This window comes from Luteibacter sp. 22Crub2.1, assembly GCF_900167995.1.
Classification (GTDB): domain Bacteria; phylum Pseudomonadota; class Gammaproteobacteria; order Xanthomonadales; family Rhodanobacteraceae; genus Luteibacter; species Luteibacter mycovicinus.
The window spans coordinates 62,597-77,628 of sequence record NZ_FUYT01000014.1; the positions used below are offsets into that span (position 1 = coordinate 62,597).

General features: G+C 65.1%; 11 protein-coding genes and 1 riboswitch. Of the genes, 9 read left to right on the forward strand and 2 right to left on the reverse strand.

Annotated features, from left to right (window positions below; all coding sequences use genetic code 11):
* The gene (gene recN, locus B5X73_RS15250) at window positions 1-1,671 is read right to left on the reverse strand and encodes a DNA repair protein RecN (RefSeq protein ID WP_079522497.1); all 1,671 of its coding nucleotides are present in this window, start codon (window positions 1,669-1,671) and stop codon (window positions 1-3) included.
* Between the two features lie 134 nt (window positions 1,672-1,805).
* Between recN and hrcA the strand changes: the two genes are divergently transcribed.
* The 6 genes from hrcA to B5X73_RS15280 all read left to right on the forward strand — a co-directional run bounded on the left by hrcA (window position 1,806) and on the right by B5X73_RS15280 (window position 8,874).
* Window positions 1,806-2,867, forward strand: coding sequence for a heat-inducible transcriptional repressor HrcA (gene hrcA / locus B5X73_RS15255; RefSeq protein ID WP_036112496.1), 1,062 nt, complete (start codon window positions 1,806-1,808; stop codon window positions 2,865-2,867).
* 86 nt (window positions 2,868-2,953) lie between these two features.
* On the forward strand, window positions 2,954-3,490 hold the full coding sequence (grpE, locus tag B5X73_RS15260; protein ID WP_036112500.1) for a nucleotide exchange factor GrpE: 537 nt from the start codon (window positions 2,954-2,956) through the stop codon (window positions 3,488-3,490).
* A 129-nt stretch (window positions 3,491-3,619) separates the two neighbouring features.
* Window positions 3,620-5,548, forward strand: a complete 1,929-nt coding sequence (gene dnaK, locus B5X73_RS15265) for a molecular chaperone DnaK (RefSeq protein WP_079522440.1) — start codon at window positions 3,620-3,622, stop codon at window positions 5,546-5,548.
* Between the two features lie 127 nt (window positions 5,549-5,675).
* Window positions 5,676-6,806 carry a molecular chaperone DnaJ gene (gene dnaJ / locus B5X73_RS15270; protein ID WP_036112506.1) on the forward strand — a complete coding sequence of 377 codons (1,131 nt, stop codon included), beginning with the start codon at window positions 5,676-5,678 and terminating at the stop codon, window positions 6,804-6,806.
* Window positions 6,803-7,597: a 4-hydroxy-tetrahydrodipicolinate reductase gene (gene dapB, locus B5X73_RS15275; protein WP_079522441.1), complete on the forward strand. Its 795-nt coding sequence runs from the start codon at window positions 6,803-6,805 to the stop codon at window positions 7,595-7,597. The genes dnaJ and dapB overlap by 4 nt, the downstream gene beginning before the upstream one ends.
* A 54-nt stretch (window positions 7,598-7,651) precedes the next feature.
* Window positions 7,652-7,850: riboswitch (yybP-ykoY riboswitch) on the forward strand.
* Between the two features lie 16 nt (window positions 7,851-7,866).
* On the forward strand, window positions 7,867-8,874 hold the full coding sequence (locus tag B5X73_RS15280; RefSeq protein ID WP_036112512.1) for a sodium:calcium antiporter: 1,008 nt from the start codon (window positions 7,867-7,869) through the stop codon (window positions 8,872-8,874).
* Between the two features lie 54 nt (window positions 8,875-8,928).
* On the opposite strand, the gene B5X73_RS15285 is transcribed toward B5X73_RS15280, so the two are convergent.
* Window positions 8,929-9,612, reverse strand: coding sequence for a 2OG-Fe(II) oxygenase family protein (locus B5X73_RS15285; RefSeq protein WP_036112516.1), 684 nt, complete (start codon window positions 9,610-9,612; stop codon window positions 8,929-8,931).
* A 217-nt stretch (window positions 9,613-9,829) separates the two neighbouring features.
* Here B5X73_RS15285 and carA point away from each other — a divergent pair, with 217 nt between their 5' ends.
* Genes carA through greA form a run of 3 tightly spaced genes read left to right on the forward strand, consistent with a single transcriptional unit; the run spans window position 9,830 to window position 14,730 of the window.
* The gene (gene carA / locus B5X73_RS15290; RefSeq protein WP_036112519.1) at window positions 9,830-10,972 is read left to right on the forward strand and encodes a glutamine-hydrolyzing carbamoyl-phosphate synthase small subunit; all 1,143 of its coding nucleotides are present in this window, start codon (window positions 9,830-9,832) and stop codon (window positions 10,970-10,972) included.
* A gap of 51 nt (window positions 10,973-11,023) precedes the next feature.
* Complete coding sequence (gene carB, locus B5X73_RS15295) at window positions 11,024-14,251, forward strand: carbamoyl-phosphate synthase large subunit (protein WP_036112523.1); 3,228 nt, start codon at window positions 11,024-11,026, stop codon at window positions 14,249-14,251.
* Window positions 14,248-14,730 carry a transcription elongation factor GreA gene (gene greA / locus B5X73_RS15300; protein ID WP_036112526.1) on the forward strand — a complete coding sequence of 161 codons (483 nt, stop codon included), beginning with the start codon at window positions 14,248-14,250 and terminating at the stop codon, window positions 14,728-14,730. Before carB ends, greA begins: the two co-directional genes overlap by 4 nt.
* The last annotated feature ends 302 nt before the right edge of the window (window positions 14,731-15,032 follow it).

Here is a 15,032-nt window from a genome sequence, read left to right on the forward strand (position 1 = left end):
TCACCCCTGAGCCCGATCCAGCATTTTCTTCGCGTGCGCCCGCGTCTCTTTCGTAATCTCGACGCCACCCAGCATGCGCGACAGCTCGTCACGACGGCCGGACGCATCCAGCGGATGGATACGCGTACGGGTCGAATCGCCGTCGCTCTCCTTGGCCACGCGCAGGTGTGAGTGACCTTGCGCCGCCACCTGGGGCAGGTGGGTGACGCAGAGTACCTGCACCTTTTCGCCCAGCGCGCGCAGCTTTTGGCCGACCACCTCGGCGACGGCACCGCCGATGCCGGTATCCACTTCGTCGAAGATCATGCAGCCGATGTTGTCGTTGCCCAGCGTGGCGACTTCGATCGCCAGACTGATGCGGGCGAGTTCGCCACCCGAGGCCACCTTGCGCAACGGGCGTGGCGGCTGGCCGGGGTTGGCGCTGACCAGCAGTTCGCAGCGCTCGCGGCCCTGCGGATCCGGGTCGTCGCCCTCGGCCGGTTCGAGCGACACTTCGAGACGGCCGCCGCCCATGCCCAGCTCACCCATCAACGCGGCCACCGTGGCGCCGAGTCGGCCTGCGGCGTCGGCGCGGGCTTTCGACAGCGACGATGCGGCGTCATCCCATGCCTTGCGCAGACGATCGCGCTCGCGACCCAGACGGTCGAGCGCATCCCCGGCGCCTTCCAGTTCCGCAAGGCGCTCGCGGACTTCCTCGGCCTTGGCCGTCAGTTCCTCGATGGGCAAGCGGTAGCGGCGGGCGAGGTCATGAAGGTGCGTGAGGTGGGTGTCCACCTCGGCCAGCCGTTCGGGATCCAGTTCGACATCCTGCGCGTAGCGGCTCAGGCCGTCGACGGCTTCGCCGACCTGAATCTGGGCGCTGTCGAGCAGCTCCAGGGTCGGGACGAGCGAGGCGTCCAGCTCGGCCAGGCGCGACACCTCAGCATGGGCGCGCAACAGGGCGCGGCCGACAGCGAATTCGCTTTCGCCGTCGAGGATTTCAACGACGCCATTGGCGCCCTCGGCCAGCCGGCCGGCATTGGCCAGCCGGCGATGCTGGGCTTCGAGGTCTTCGAGCGCGGCGGGCGCGAGGGCCCAGCGGTCGAGTTCTTCCAGTTCGTGGGCGAGCAGCTCGATCTGGCGCTCGCGGTCATCGCCGCCGGACAGCGTACGAATGCGCGCCACGGCGTCGCGCCAGGCTTTGGCCGTGTCGCGGACGCTCGTCTGCAAGACCTCGTTGCCCGCGTAGGCATCCAGCAAAGCCATCTGATGCTGGCGCGAAAGCAGGGCCTGGTGCTCGTGCTGGCCGTGGATCTCGACGATCAGCGAGGCCAGCGCCGACATCTGGGCGAGGCTGGCCGGGCGGCCGTTGATCCAGCCGCGCGAGCTGCCTTCGGTGCGGATCACCCGACGCAGCTGGCAGGTCTCGCCATCGTCCAGTTCTTCCTGGCGGAGCCACTCGGTGGCTTCGGGCAGGCCGGTGAGGTCGAATTCGGCGGCCAGCTCGGCGCGGTCGCTGCCGGCCCGGACCATGCCGCTGTCCGCGCGGGCGCCCGCCAGCAGCATCAGGGCATCCACCAGCAGGGACTTGCCCGCGCCGGTCTCGCCGCTGACCACGGTAAGGCCCGGACCGAAGGCAATCTCGGCTTCTTCGACGACGGCGAACTGGCGGACGTAGAGCGACGTGAGCATGAGGACCAGGCGGCGGATGGAATCGCGCCGATTGTAGCGGGAGGCGAGTCGCATAAGCCGAGACTTGCAAGCGAGGCGGCGAGACCTTATTGATAGCGCGAGCTTCCAACCCCTTTCCCACACCAGCCAGGCGCATGAATCCGTTCTCCGGTCACGACATCGATGCACGAGCGCGCCGGCTGCTGCGGACCCTCATATCGCAATACCTTTCCGACGGTGAGCCGGTGGGCTCACGCACGCTGGCGCGTTCGTCCGGCCTGGAAGTGAGTCCGGCGACCATCCGCAACATCATGGCGGACCTGGAAGAAGCGGGCCTCGTGGCATCGCCCCACACCTCGGCGGGGCGTATTCCGACGCCGCGCGGCCTTCGCCTGTTCGTCGACAGTCTGCTCGAACTGAAGCCGCTGCCGCGCGACGACATGGCTCGCCTGCAGGGCGGGCTGCCACCGCACCAGACGACCACGCGCGACCTGCTGGGCAACGTCTCGAACCTGCTTTCGGCGATGACCCGCTTCGCCGGCGTGGTCACGGTGCCGCGCCAGGGCGATTTTCCGCTGCGCCACATCGACTTCGTCAATCTGCCCGACGCCCGGGTCCTCGTGATCCTGGTGTTCTCGGACAACCAGGTGCAGAACCGGGTGGTTCAGCTGGCCAGGCCGCTGGATGCCACGGAGCTGGAGCAGGCGGCCAACTATCTCAACGCTCAGTTCGCCGGCTTCCGTCTGGCGGACATCCGGGCGCACCTCGCCACCGAACTGCGCGAGGCCGGGGGCGAGCTCAATCGCCAGCTGGCCAGCGTGGTGGAGCTGGCCACCGCGTCGTTCACCCCCGTCGAGGATGCGGACGACGTGCTGGTGAGCGGTCAGACCAATCTGATGGGGTACTCGGAGCTGGCCGATATCGAGCGGCTTCGCGACCTCTTCGACGCCTTCCAGCAGAAGCGCGATCTGCTTCAGCTGATGGAAATGTGCGTCCAGGCGCCCGGCGTGCGCCTGTTCATCGGCGAGGAATCCGGTTTTTCCGCCCTCGACGGGTGCAGTATCGTCACCGCCACCTACGGCACCAGCGGCCGGATGCTGGGCGCGATCGGAGTTATTGGACCGACGCGTATGGCATATGAGCGGGTGATTCCCGTGGTACAAGCCACGGCCGGACTGCTCAGTGACGCCTTGAATCGCGCCGCGGCGACCTCATAAACCGGCACGGGAGGCGGGTTTAGTATTTCCCGCGAATGTTCGGCCCTTCCCGAGGGAGGGCCGTGAAGCTGACATTTGGAGTAACCATGCAGAACAACGATCCCCATGCGCCGGATCAGGCGCAGGACGGCGGTGTCGACGAGAACGGCGCACAGTCCGAGCTCGACGCGCTGAACGCCCAGCTTGCCGCGATGGAAGTCGAGCTGGCCCAGGCCCGCGAGACGGTCCTGCGCGAGAAGGCGGAGATCGAGAACCAGCGCCGCCGCATGCAGCGTGACCTCGACCAGGCCCGCCGTTTCGCCAACGAGAAGCTGCTGGGCGACCTGCTGCCGGTGTACGACGGCATCGCGCTGGGCCTGGCCAATCAGACGGCCGACGCGAAGACGCTGCGCGAGGGGCTGGAAATGTCGCTGAAGCAGCTGGAGAAGGTGACCCAGGCCAACGGCCTTTCGGTCGTCGACCCGCTGCACCAGCCGTTCAACCCGGAGCATCACCAGGCGATCAGCTCGGTCGAATCGAACGAGCACGCGCCGAACACCGTGGTGGCCGTGGTGCAGAAGGGGTTCGTCCTGAACGACCGCCTGTTGCGTCCGGCTCTCGTGGCGGTGGTTCGCGACAACTGAACCAAACCCCGTCCGGCGTCGGTTTCGCGCCGCGGGGAGTCTCACCAGATATTGAATCGATGGGGCACACCCCCATTTTCCAAACCAGTCGCGGCCGCGGGGGCCGCTTAGAAATACGGAGCAACTTCAATGGCCAAGATCATCGGCATCGACCTCGGTACGACCAACTCCTGCGTCGCAGTGATGGAAGGTTCGACCGCGCGCGTTATCGAAAACGCTGAGGGCGATCGCACCACGCCGTCCATCGTCGCTTTCACCAAGGACAACGAAGTCCTGGTGGGTGCGCCGGCCAAGCGTCAGAGCGTCACCAACCCCAAGAACACCTTCTACGCGGTGAAGCGCCTCATCGGCCGCAAGTTCACCGACGCCGAAGTCCAGAAGGACCTCAAGCTGGTTCCGTACGGCATCGTCGCGCACGATAACGGCGACGCATGGGTGCAGACCGCCGATGGCAAGAAGATGGCCCCGCAGGAAGTGTCCGCGAAGGTCCTCATGAAGATGAAGAAAACCGCCGAGGACTTCCTTGGCGAGGCCGTGACCGAGGCCGTCATCACCGTGCCGGCCTACTTCAACGACAGCCAGCGCCAGGCCACCAAGGACGCCGGCAAGATCGCGGGCCTCGAGGTCAAGCGCATCATCAACGAGCCGACCGCTGCCGCGCTGGCCTACGGTCTGGACAAGACCTCGACGGCCGACCGCAAGATCGCCGTGTACGATCTGGGCGGCGGCACGTTCGACGTGTCCATCATCGAAATCGCCAACGTCGACGGCGAGAAGCAGTTCGAAGTGCTCTCGACCAACGGCAACACCTTTCTCGGCGGCGAAGATTTCGACAATCGCGTCATCGATTACCTCGTGGAAGAGTTCAAGAAGGAGCAGGGCATCGACCTGCGCCAGGATCAGCTCGCCCTGCAGCGTCTGAAGGACGCCGCCGAGCGCGCCAAGATCGAGCTCTCGTCCGCGCACCAGACCGACGTCAACCTGCCGTACGTCACGGCCGACGCGACGGGTCCGAAGCATCTCAACATCAAACTGACCCGCGCCAAGCTGGAGTCGCTGGTAGAAGACCTGGTCAAGGGCACCATCGATCCGTGCCGCACGGCGCTGAACGATGCCGGCCTGAAGATCTCCGACATCAACGAGGTGATCCTCGTCGGTGGCCAGACCCGCATGCCCAAGGTCCAGGAAGCCGTGAAGGACTTCTTCGGCAAGGAAGCGCGCAAGGACGTCAACCCGGATGAAGCCGTCGCCGTCGGCGCCGCGATTCAGGGTGGCGTGCTGGGCGGTACGGTCAAGGACGTGCTGCTGCTCGACGTGACCCCGCTGTCGCTCGGTATCGAGACGATGGGCGGCGTGATGACCAAGCTCATCGAGAAGAACACCACGGTGCCGACCAAGGCCTCGCAGACCTTCTCGACCGCCGACGACAACCAGACCGCCGTGACCGTGCACGTGCTGCAGGGCGAGCGCGAGCGTGCCAATGCGAACAAGTCGCTGGGCAAGTTCGACCTCTCCGGTATCCGTTCGGCACCGCGCGGTCAGCCGCAGATCGAAGTGACCTTCGACATCGACGCCAACGGCATCCTGCACGTGTCCGCGAAGGACAAGGACACCGGCAAGGAACAGAAGATCGAGATCAAGGCCGGTTCGGGCCTGTCGGATGACGAAGTCGCACGCATGGTCGCCGACGCGGAAGCCAACCGCGAAGAAGACCGTAAGTTCCACGACCTGGTGCAGACGCGTAACAAGGGCGACCAGCTCGTCCATGCCACGCGCAGCCAGCTCAAGGAGCACGGCGGCAAGATCCCGGCCGAGCAGCTCGCCAGCATCGATGGCGCGGTGTCGGAACTCGAGAAGGCGCTGACCGGCGAAGACAAGGACGCCATCGAGGCGAAGATCACCAACCTGGAGCAGGTCGCTCAGGCGCTGTCCGCCGCGGCTCAGTCCAGTGGCGGCACGCAGGACACCGCGCAGCAGTCGGCACCGGGCGGCGGCTCGGCTCAGCCGGATGACGTGGTGGACGCCGAGTTCACCGAGGTCAAGGACGAGAAGAAGTAATTTCGTCCTGTAGAGCAACGGCACACCGCGGGCCCGGCGCCCGCGGTGTGACAACGGTTAACCGGCACGATCGCGTCGAAGGGAAACCTCTCGGCGCGTTCGTCCGTCCAGGGAAAGCAAGCGTGTAATGAGCAGCAAGCGCGACTACTACGAAATTCTCGGTGTCGAGCGCACCGTGACCGAGGGCGACCTCAAGACGACCTTCCGTCGCGTGGCGATGAAGTACCACCCCGACCGCAATCCGGACGATCCGACTGCGATCGAGAAATTCAAGGAAGCCAAGGAGGCCTACGACGTGCTGTCCGATGCGCAGAAGCGCGCGGCGTACGATCAGCATGGCCATGCCGCCTTCGAAGGCGGTGGCTTCGGTCGTGGCGGCGGCGCCGGTTTTGGCGACGTCGGCGATATCTTTGGCGACATCTTCGGCGACATCTTCGGCGGTGGCGGCGGACGCCAGCGTGCGCGTCGCGGTGCCGACCTGCGCTACATGATGGACCTGGATCTCGAGGAAGCCGTCTTCGGCGTCGAGAAGAAGATCGAGATTCCGACCCAGGTCAATTGCCATCACTGCAACGGTAGCGGTTCGGAAGACGGCAAGGTCTCCAAATGCAGCACCTGCGCCGGCCATGGCCGCGTGCGCATGCAGAACGGCATCTTTTCGATTCAGCAGGCTTGCCCGACCTGTCACGGCTCCGGCCAGAAGATCGACAAGCCCTGCAAGAAATGCCACGGCGAAGGCCGTCTGGAAGAAGAACGCACGCTGTCGGTGCAGATTCCGGCCGGCGTCGACAACGGCGACCGCATCCGTCTGACCGGGCAGGGCGAAGCCGGCCCGGCCGGTTCACCGTCGGGCGATCTGTACGTGGAAGTGCGTGTGCGCGAGCACGCAATCTTCCAGCGCGATGGCAGCGATCTGTATTGCGAAGTGCCGATTCGTTTCGCTCAGGCCGCGCTCGGTACCGAACTGATGGTCCCGACGCTCGAGGGCGAAGTCGCCGTCAACGTGCCGCCCGAGACGCAGACGGGGCATCAGTTCCGCATGCGCGGTCGTGGCGTGAAGTCCGTTCGCGGCGGTCGTACGGGTGACCTGGTGTGCACCGTCGTGGTCGAGACGCCGGTTCGCCTGACCAAGGAACAGCGAGAGTTGCTTACCCAGCTCGAAGCGACGTTCGTCGGCGAAGAGGCGGCCAAGCATACGCCGCGCTCGACGACGTTCATCGATGGGGTGAAAGACTTCTGGTCCAGGGTCACTTCATGACCCGTCCCGTCCGTCTCGCCGTCAGCGGCGCATCCGGCCGGATGGGCCATGCGCTGCTCGGTCTTGTCCGCGACGACGAACGCTTCGAACTCGTTCGCGCCATCGTCTCGTCGAACTCCGCGCGTCTGGGCAAGGCGGCCTATGGCGACGTGTCGGCGCTTCGCTTCAGCGACTGGAACGATGCCTCCGACATCGACGTCGTCATCGACTTCAGCGGTCCGGAGGGTCTCGCCTCCGCGCTGGACTACTGTGAGACGAGTGGTGCGTCACTGGTGACCGGCAGTACCGGCCTCGGTCCTGAGCAGACCGAGCGCCTCGCGAAAGCATCGGAACGCATCGCTGTCCTGCATGCCGCCAATTTCAGTCTCGGTGTCGCCGTTCTGACGCGGCTGCTTCGTGAAGCCGCCGCGGCACTGCCTGGCTGGGACCTCGATATCGTCGAGGCCCATCACAACCGGAAGGAAGACGCTCCGTCGGGTACCGCGCTGGCACTGGGGCACGCCGCGGCCGCGGGACGTGGCGCGACGCTGGATGAATTGGCCGTCTATTCGAGAGAGGGCCGTCCCGGCGCGCGTAAGGCGGGGACGATCGGCTTCGCCGTTGTGCGCGGCGGCGATATCGTCGGTGAGCACCAGGCGTTGCTGATGGGGCAGGGCGAGCGTATCGAGCTGGGGCATCGCGCGACGGATCGGTCCATCTTCGCGCGCGGCGCGCTGGAGTCCGCGGCGTGGATCGCCGGGCGTGCGCCAGGGACCTGGACGATCGAAGACGTAATCGCCGCGAAGGTTTGATGCTCTGCGTAAGAATCGCTCTCACCTGATCTGAGAGCACGTGTTAATATCCGCCCCGAAGTCATTGGGGAGTAGCCATCTCCGTACCCAGGAGAGTTCGCGTCAACAGACTTGGTGGCCTTGTGCCCCATGGCGCGAACGGCAGCGACGCACGCACGGTGCGTCGCCGGCCCGGCGAGACCTTTGGCCAGCGACATGCTTACCCAGGCCGGGCGAGCGGTGTCGTTGAGCCATCGGTATTTTCTCGCTCGCTCGGCCTTAGATAAAACATGCTGCTGACATGCTTTCTCTTCCTGGTTTCGGCCGGGGCCATCTATTTCGCGTGCGAATACTTCGTCAACGGCGTCGAATGGTTCGGGCGCAAGCTCAACCTCGGCGCCACCGCTACCGGTACGGTCCTCGCGGCCTTCGGTACGGCGCTTCCCGAAAGCGCGGTGACGTTCGTCGCCGTGATGTTCGGCAAGGATGCCGCGGCTAAGGACATCGGCGTCGGTGCGGCCCTCGGTGGCCCACTGGTGCTCGCGACCATCGCGTACGCCGTGGTCGGATTCGCTCTGTATGCGGGCCGTAAGCGCCTGAAGCGCCCCGACCTCCGGGTGCGTGTCGATAACCAGCGTCTCGCGCGCGATCAGTCGTGGTTCCTTGCGATCTTCGTCGTAAAAGTCGGCCTGGGTCTCGTCGCGTTCGCATGGAAGCCCTGGCTCGGCGTGCTTTTCCTGCTCGCGTACGTGGCCTACGTGTGGCGCGAGATGCGTGACGACAGCACGGCGCCTGAGGAGGAAGAGCTCGAGCCGCTGACCTTCCGCCCGAATGACGCCGATCCGACGATGGGCTGGATCGCGCTGCAAACCAGCCTGGCGTTGATCGTCATCGCCATCGCGTCGCGCACCTTCGTGTGGCAGCTCGAAGCCTTCGGTGAGTTCTTCCACCTGTCGCCGCACATCGTCGCGCTGGTGCTGAGCCCCGTGGCAACCGAGCTGCCCGAAACGGTTAACGCGCTGATCTGGGTGCGTCAGGGCAAGGAGCGGCTGGCGCTGGCCAACATCTCCGGCGCCATGATGATTCAGGCGACCATTCCCAGCTCGATGGCGTTGTTCGCTACGCCGTGGCTGTTCGATACGCCGCTGATCGTGGCTGGCGGCGTCACGATGGTGGCGGTGATCGCGTTGTGGGCGATGTTCCGGCATGGGTCGGTGGAAGCGCGCTGGCTGATGCCGATCGGCGCGCTGTACGGCGTGTTTGCCGTGTTCGTCGGCTGGTGGTTCGGGGTGCGGTGAGGGACGGAAGATCGGCTCTGGCGAGAGCCCGCCCGCCGACGAATTCAGCCAAACTCAGTCCGGATGCGAGGCGTTCCGGTCGCGATCGGCACCCACCTTCCGGTCCAGCTTTCCGAAGATCTTCTTGAACACCCGCGAGAACTTGCCCCGCTTGGTCTTGCGGGCTTTCTCCTCTTCGGAGGTCAGCCAGGCGACCTGAATGACCCGGCGCTCGCCCTCATAGGGCAGGTGACCATGGAAGGAGTTCTCGGCCCGGCGGAACACGGCGAACTCCCCGTAAAGCGGCTTCAGCTCCGGCGCGACGATGTCGTCGATGTCATTGATCGAGCTGAGGAAACGCAGGCAGCCGTCGCTGGTATCCGGCCACATCGGGTTGAGGTAGATCAGCGCGGTGGCGATCTTGGACTTGCTGTCGGTGTGGATGGTGCCGTGCCGGCGGTTGAGCAGGCGGCAGATCGTGACCAGAGTGGGATAGTTCTCCAGCCCGGGAATACCGAGGTGTTTACCGATCGCGGAAGAGAACTGGCGCGAGGTCATCTGCTTGACCAGCTCGTTCACGGACGGGCCGCAGTCGCTGGCGTCGTAGGGGAAGAAGCCGGCGCTTGTGTATTGCGGGAAGTCGCGGTCCAGTTCGGATCGCGACTCGTCCGGCAGCTGGCCGTGGGCGATCATGAACGAAAAGGGCTCGTGCCGGATGTCGGTGTCGGGACGGTCCAGGCGGGCGGGGTCGAGCAGCATGCGGTGGTTCTCGGTGGTCTGGCTCGGGCGCCATTGTATCGCGTCGGACCTGTTCACCAGCGATATTCCGCCGCAGGGTCGTTCATCGTTTTGCGGTGGACAAAACGGGCCCTGGCGCCTATCATTCTTACCCGCCCAGCGACCCCTATATCCCCAAGGCCCACGAGCCGCTAAATGCAGGCTTGCGGGCTTTGCTGCACCCGAAGGCGGCCATCCCATGCGTACTCCTGCTCTGCTTGCTCTCGAAGACGGCAGCATTTTTCACGGCCACGCGGTCGGTGCCCGTGGTGAGACGATTGGTGAGGTGGTGTTCAACACCGCCATGACCGGTTATCAGGAAATCCTGACCGACCCCTCGTACTCCCGTCAGATCGTCACGCTGACCTATCCGCACATCGGCAACACCGGCACCAACGATGTCGACGTCGAAGCCGACCGCGTCCACGCGGCGGGCCTCATCGTCCGCGACGTGCCGCGCCTTGCCAGCAACTGGCGCAGCGTCGAGCCCCTGCCGCAGTATCTCGAGCGCAACGGCATCGTCGCCATCGCCGGTATCGACACGCGTCGCCTCACACGCATCCTTCGCGAGAAGGGCGCGCTGAGCGGCTGCATCGTCGCCGGTGACGCGATCGACGCCGATGCCGCCGTCGCCAAGGCGCGCGGCTTCGAAGGCCTCAATGGCATGGACCTCGCCAAGGTCGTCAGCACCACCCGGACCTATCAGTGGTCTGAAGGTGTGTACGACCTCGACAAGCAGGCGTTCTACAACGCGCCGAAGAAGTTCAGGGTCGTCGCCTACGACTTCGGTGTGAAGCAGAACATCCTGCGCCTGCTCGCCGGCCGCGGTGTCGACATCACCGTGGTGCCGGCGCAGACGCCCGCCGATGACGTGCTGGCGATGAATCCGGACGGCGTCTTCCTGGCCAATGGCCCGGGCGACCCGGCCGCGTGCGACTACGCGATCGAAGCGACGAAGCGGATCCTCGATACGAAGATCCCGCTGTTCGGCATCTGCCTGGGGCATCAGATCCTGGCGCTGGCCGTCGGCGCGAAGACGCTGAAGATGAAGTTCGGTCACCACGGCGCCAATCATCCGGTGAAGGATCACGACACCGGCCGCGTGCTGATCAGCTCGCAGAACCACGGCTTCGCGGTGGATCCGGCCACGCTGCCGGCCAACGTGCGCGTCACCCACACCTCGCTGTTCGACGGCTCGCTGCAGGGCTTCGCCCTGACGGACCGCCCCGCGTTCTGTTTCCAGGGACACCCGGAAGCCAGCCCCGGTCCGGAGGACGTCGGTTACCTGTTCGACACGTTCATCGCCTCGATGGAAGAGCACAAGGCCAAGCGCGCGTCCTGACGCGCCGCTGGCCCTTCCGTTCATCCATCCGCTTCGTTTGCGAGAGATACCATGCCCAAGCGCACAGACATCAAGACCATCCTCGTCATCGGTGCCGGCCCGATCGTCATCGGCCAGGCCTGCGAGTTCGACTATTCCGGCGCCCAGGCCTGCAAGGCGCTGAAGGAAGAGGGTTACCGCGTCGTCCTGGTCAATTCGAACCCGGCGACGATCATGACCGACCCGGACACGGCCCACGCCGTCTACATCGAGCCGATCAACTGGCAGACGGTGGAGCGCATCATCGCCAAGGAGCGCCCCGACGCGATCCTGCCGACGATGGGCGGCCAGACCGGTCTCAACTGCGCCCTCGACCTCGCCGACAACGGCGTGCTCGAGAAATACAACGTCGAGCTGATCGGCGCGTCGCGCGAAGCCATCCGCATGGCGGAAGACCGCAACCTGTTCCGCATCGCCATGGCCGAGATCGGTCTGGAGTGCCCGAAGGCCGAGGTCGCCCGCTCGATGGAACAGGCGCTGGAAATCCAGGCCACGGTCGGCTTCCCGACCATCATCCGCCCCAGCTTCACGCTGGGTGGTTCGGGTGGCGGCATCGCATACAACAAGGAAGAATTCGTCGAGATCGTCGGCCGCGGCCTCGAACTCTCGCCCGTGCACGAAGTGCTGGTCGAAGAGTCGGTGCTTGGCTGGAAGGAATTCGAGATGGAAGTGGTCCGCGACAAGGCGGACAACTGCATCATCGTCTGCTCGATCGAAAACTTCGATCCGATGGGCGTGCACACGGGCGACTCGATCACCGTCGCGCCGGCACAGACGCTGACCGACAAGGAATACCAGCGCCTGCGTAACGCCTCCATCGCGGTGCTGCGCAAGATCGGTGTGGACACCGGCGGCTCCAACGTGCAGTTCGGTATCAACGCCGAAGACGGGCGCGTGGTCGTCATCGAGATGAACCCGCGGGTGTCGCGTTCGTCGGCACTGGCCTCCAAGGCCACCGGCTTTCCGATCGCCAAGGTCGCCGCCAAGCTCGCTGTCGGCTACACGCTGGACGAACTGAAGAACGACATCACCGGCGGTCTCACCCCGGCCTCGTTCGAGCCGTCCATCGATTACGTCGTCACCAAGATTCCGCGCTTCGCTTTCGAGAAGTTCCCGGCCGCCGACGCGCGCCTCACCACCCAGATGAAATCGGTGGGCGAGGTGATGGCGATGGGTCGTACCTTCACCGAGTCGATGCAGAAGGCTCTGCGTGGCCTCGAGATCGGCAAGACCGGCCTCAACCCCACCGGCCTGGACATCGGTAGCGAAGAAGGTTTCCAGACGCTCAAGCGCGAACTGCGTGAGCCGCGTCCGGACCGCGTGTTCCACGTGGCCGATGCCTTCCGCGCCGGCCTGTCGCTGGAAGAGGTCTATGCGCTGACCCGTATCGATCCGTGGTTCCTGGCCGCGTTCGAAGACATCGTGATGACCGAAGGCGAAGTGCAGCGCCAGGGCCTGACCGCGCTGGACGAACCGCGCATGCGCGAGCTCAAGCGCATGGGCTTCTCCGATGCGCGTCTGGCCGAGCTGGTCGACACCAACGAAGCCGCCGTGCGTCACGTGCGTCGTACGCTGGGCGTCCGCCCGGTCTACAAGCGCGTCGACTCCTGCGCCGCCGAGTTCGCCACCACCACCGCGTACATGTATTCCACGTACGAGGAAGAGTGCGAAGCCAACCCGACCAACCGCGACAAGATCATCGTGCTGGGCGGCGGTCCGAACCGCATCGGCCAGGGTATCGAGTTCGACTACTGCTGCGTGCACGCGGCGCTCGCGCTGCGCGAGGATGGTTTCGAAACCATCATGGTCAACTGCAACCCGGAAACCGTCTCGACCGACTACGACACCTCCGACCGCCTGTACTTCGAGCCGCTGACGCTCGAAGACGTGCTGGAGATCGTCGACCTCGAAAAACCCAAGGGCGTCATCGTGCAGTACGGCGGTCAGACCCCGCTCAAGCTGGCGCGTGCGCTCGAAGCCGCCGGCGTGCCGGTCATCGGTACCTCGGCAGAGTCGATCGACCTGGCGGAAGACCGTGAGCGCTTCCAGCAGCTCATCGAGAAGCTCAAGCTCAAGCAGCCGCCGAACCGCACCGCGCGCAACGCCGACGAAGCGCTGGCGCTGGCCCGTGAGATCGGCTATCCGCTGGTGGTCCGCCCGAGCTACGTGCTCGGTGGCCGCGCCATGGAAATCGTCTACGCCGACGCCGACCTCTCGCGCTACATCCGCGACGCCGTGCAGGTGTCCAACGATTCGCCGGTACTGCTCGACCGTTTCCTCGATCACGCCGTGGAAGTGGACGTCGACATCGTCGCCGATGCCGAAGGCAACGTGCTGATCGGCGGCATCATGGAGCACATCGAAGAGGCCGGCGTGCATTCCGGCGACTCGTCGTGCTCGCTGCCGCCGTACTCCCTCTCGCAGGAAGTGCAGGACGAAATGCGCCGCCAGGTCACCGAGCTGGCGCGTGAGCTGAAGGTCATCGGCCTGATGAACACGCAGTTCGCGATCCAGGGTGACGAGGTGTTCATCCTCGAAGTGAACCCGCGCGCTTCGCGCACGGTGCCGTTCGTCTGCAAGGCCACCGGCATGTCGCTGGCGAAGATCGCCGCGCGCGCCATGGCCGGCCGTACGCTCGCCGACCAGGGCGCGACGAAGGAAATCATCCCGTCGTACTACTCGGTCAAGGAAGCCATCTTCCCGTTCCTGAAGTTCCAGAACGTCGACCCGATCCTCGGGCCGGAGATGCGTTCCACGGGTGAGGTGATGGGTGTGGGTCGCACCTTCGGCGCCGCGTTCGCACGCGGTCACGAGGCGGCCGGCATCAAGGCGCCGCCGAAGGGCAAGGTCTTCATGTCGGTACGCGATGCCGACAAGGAGCGCCTGCTGCCCATCGCGCAGGATGTCACCGCACGCGGTTACGTCGTCGTGGCCACGGCCGGTACCGCGTCGTTCCTCGAGGGTCATGGCGTGAAGTGCGAGCGCATCAACAAGGTGCTCGAGGGCCGTCCGCACATCGTCGACCTGATCAAGAACGGCGAAGTCGTCTATATCGTCAACACGACGGAAGGCAAGCAGGCCATCTCGGATTCGTTCTCGATCCGTCGCGAAGCGCTGCAGCAGCGCGTCACGTACTCCACCACCGTGGCCGGCGCGCGTGCCCTCGTGCATTCGCTCGACTTCCACGCCGATGGTGAAGTGAACAGCCTGCAGGACCTGCACAAGGAGCTGAACGCATGAGCCCGACCCGTCCGCCCATGACCGCCATCGGTGCCGACCGTCTTCGTGACGAACTCGAGTACCTCAAGCGCGTGAAGCGTCCCGAGATCGTCGCCGCCGTGGCGGAAGCGCGTGCGCATGGCGATCTGAAGGAAAACGCCGAGTATCACGCCGCACGCGAGATGCACGGCTTCAACGAAGGCCGTATCAACGAGCTGGAAGCGGCGCTGTCCAATTCCGAAATCATCGATACCGAGCGCCTCACGGTGGGCTCGCGCATCGTGTTCGGTGCCATCGTCGAGCTGATCGACCTCGATAACGATACGGAAGTGACGTATCAGATCGTTGGCGACCTGGAAGCCGACATCAAGAAGAACCTGATCGCGGTGTCGTCGCCGATCGCGCGTGCGCTGATCGGCAAGAGCGAAGGCGACGAGTTCGACTTCGTCGCGCCGAATGGCACGAAGACGTATGAGATCAAGGGTGTGCGTTACAAGTAATTTGTGCGTTTGCCCGCGGTCGAGAACGCCCCTGTTTTGGGGCGTTTTTTTTGCGGCAGACATGGAGCGGTGCTGCGGGCTCGGCTTGCGCCATCGCGTCTTGCTTTGTCGCGGTGTGTTGTTTCGCGTTGAAGAGCCGGCGGGGGTGACCCTCGCGGCCACGCCTGCGGCGACCCCTCAGGGAAGGGCCGCTACCGCGGCCGTATATCAATGGCCTTCGGCCGGGTCGGGCTCCGACTGGGGGTTTTCGAGTCGGCTGTCCCTGCCTCCCCGAAAACGGCCGGTCATCCCTGACCGGCCCC

Bases quoted from the DNA above. Each gene is read 5' to 3' on its own strand.
- dnaJ (WP_036112506.1), top strand. From the start codon at position 5,676: ATGAGCAGCAAGCGCGACTACTACGAAATTCTCGGTGTCGAGCGCACC.
- carB (WP_036112523.1), top strand. From the start codon at position 11,024: ATGCCCAAGCGCACAGACATCAAGACCATCCTCGTCATCGGTGCCGGC.
- dapB (WP_079522441.1), top strand. From the start codon at position 6,803: ATGACCCGTCCCGTCCGTCTCGCCGTCAGCGGCGCATCCGGCCGGATG.
- dnaK (WP_079522440.1), top strand. From the start codon at position 3,620: ATGGCCAAGATCATCGGCATCGACCTCGGTACGACCAACTCCTGCGTC.
- B5X73_RS15280 (WP_036112512.1), top strand. From the start codon at position 7,867: ATGCTGCTGACATGCTTTCTCTTCCTGGTTTCGGCCGGGGCCATCTAT.
- B5X73_RS15285 (WP_036112516.1), bottom strand. From the start codon at position 9,612: ATGCTGCTCGACCCCGCCCGCCTGGACCGTCCCGACACCGACATCCGG.
- greA (WP_036112526.1), top strand. From the start codon at position 14,248: ATGAGCCCGACCCGTCCGCCCATGACCGCCATCGGTGCCGACCGTCTT.
- carA (WP_036112519.1), top strand. From the start codon at position 9,830: ATGCGTACTCCTGCTCTGCTTGCTCTCGAAGACGGCAGCATTTTTCAC.
- grpE (WP_036112500.1), top strand. From the start codon at position 2,954: ATGCAGAACAACGATCCCCATGCGCCGGATCAGGCGCAGGACGGCGGT.
- recN (WP_079522497.1), bottom strand. From the start codon at position 1,671: ATGCTCACGTCGCTCTACGTCCGCCAGTTCGCCGTCGTCGAAGAAGCC.
- hrcA (WP_036112496.1), top strand. From the start codon at position 1,806: ATGAATCCGTTCTCCGGTCACGACATCGATGCACGAGCGCGCCGGCTG.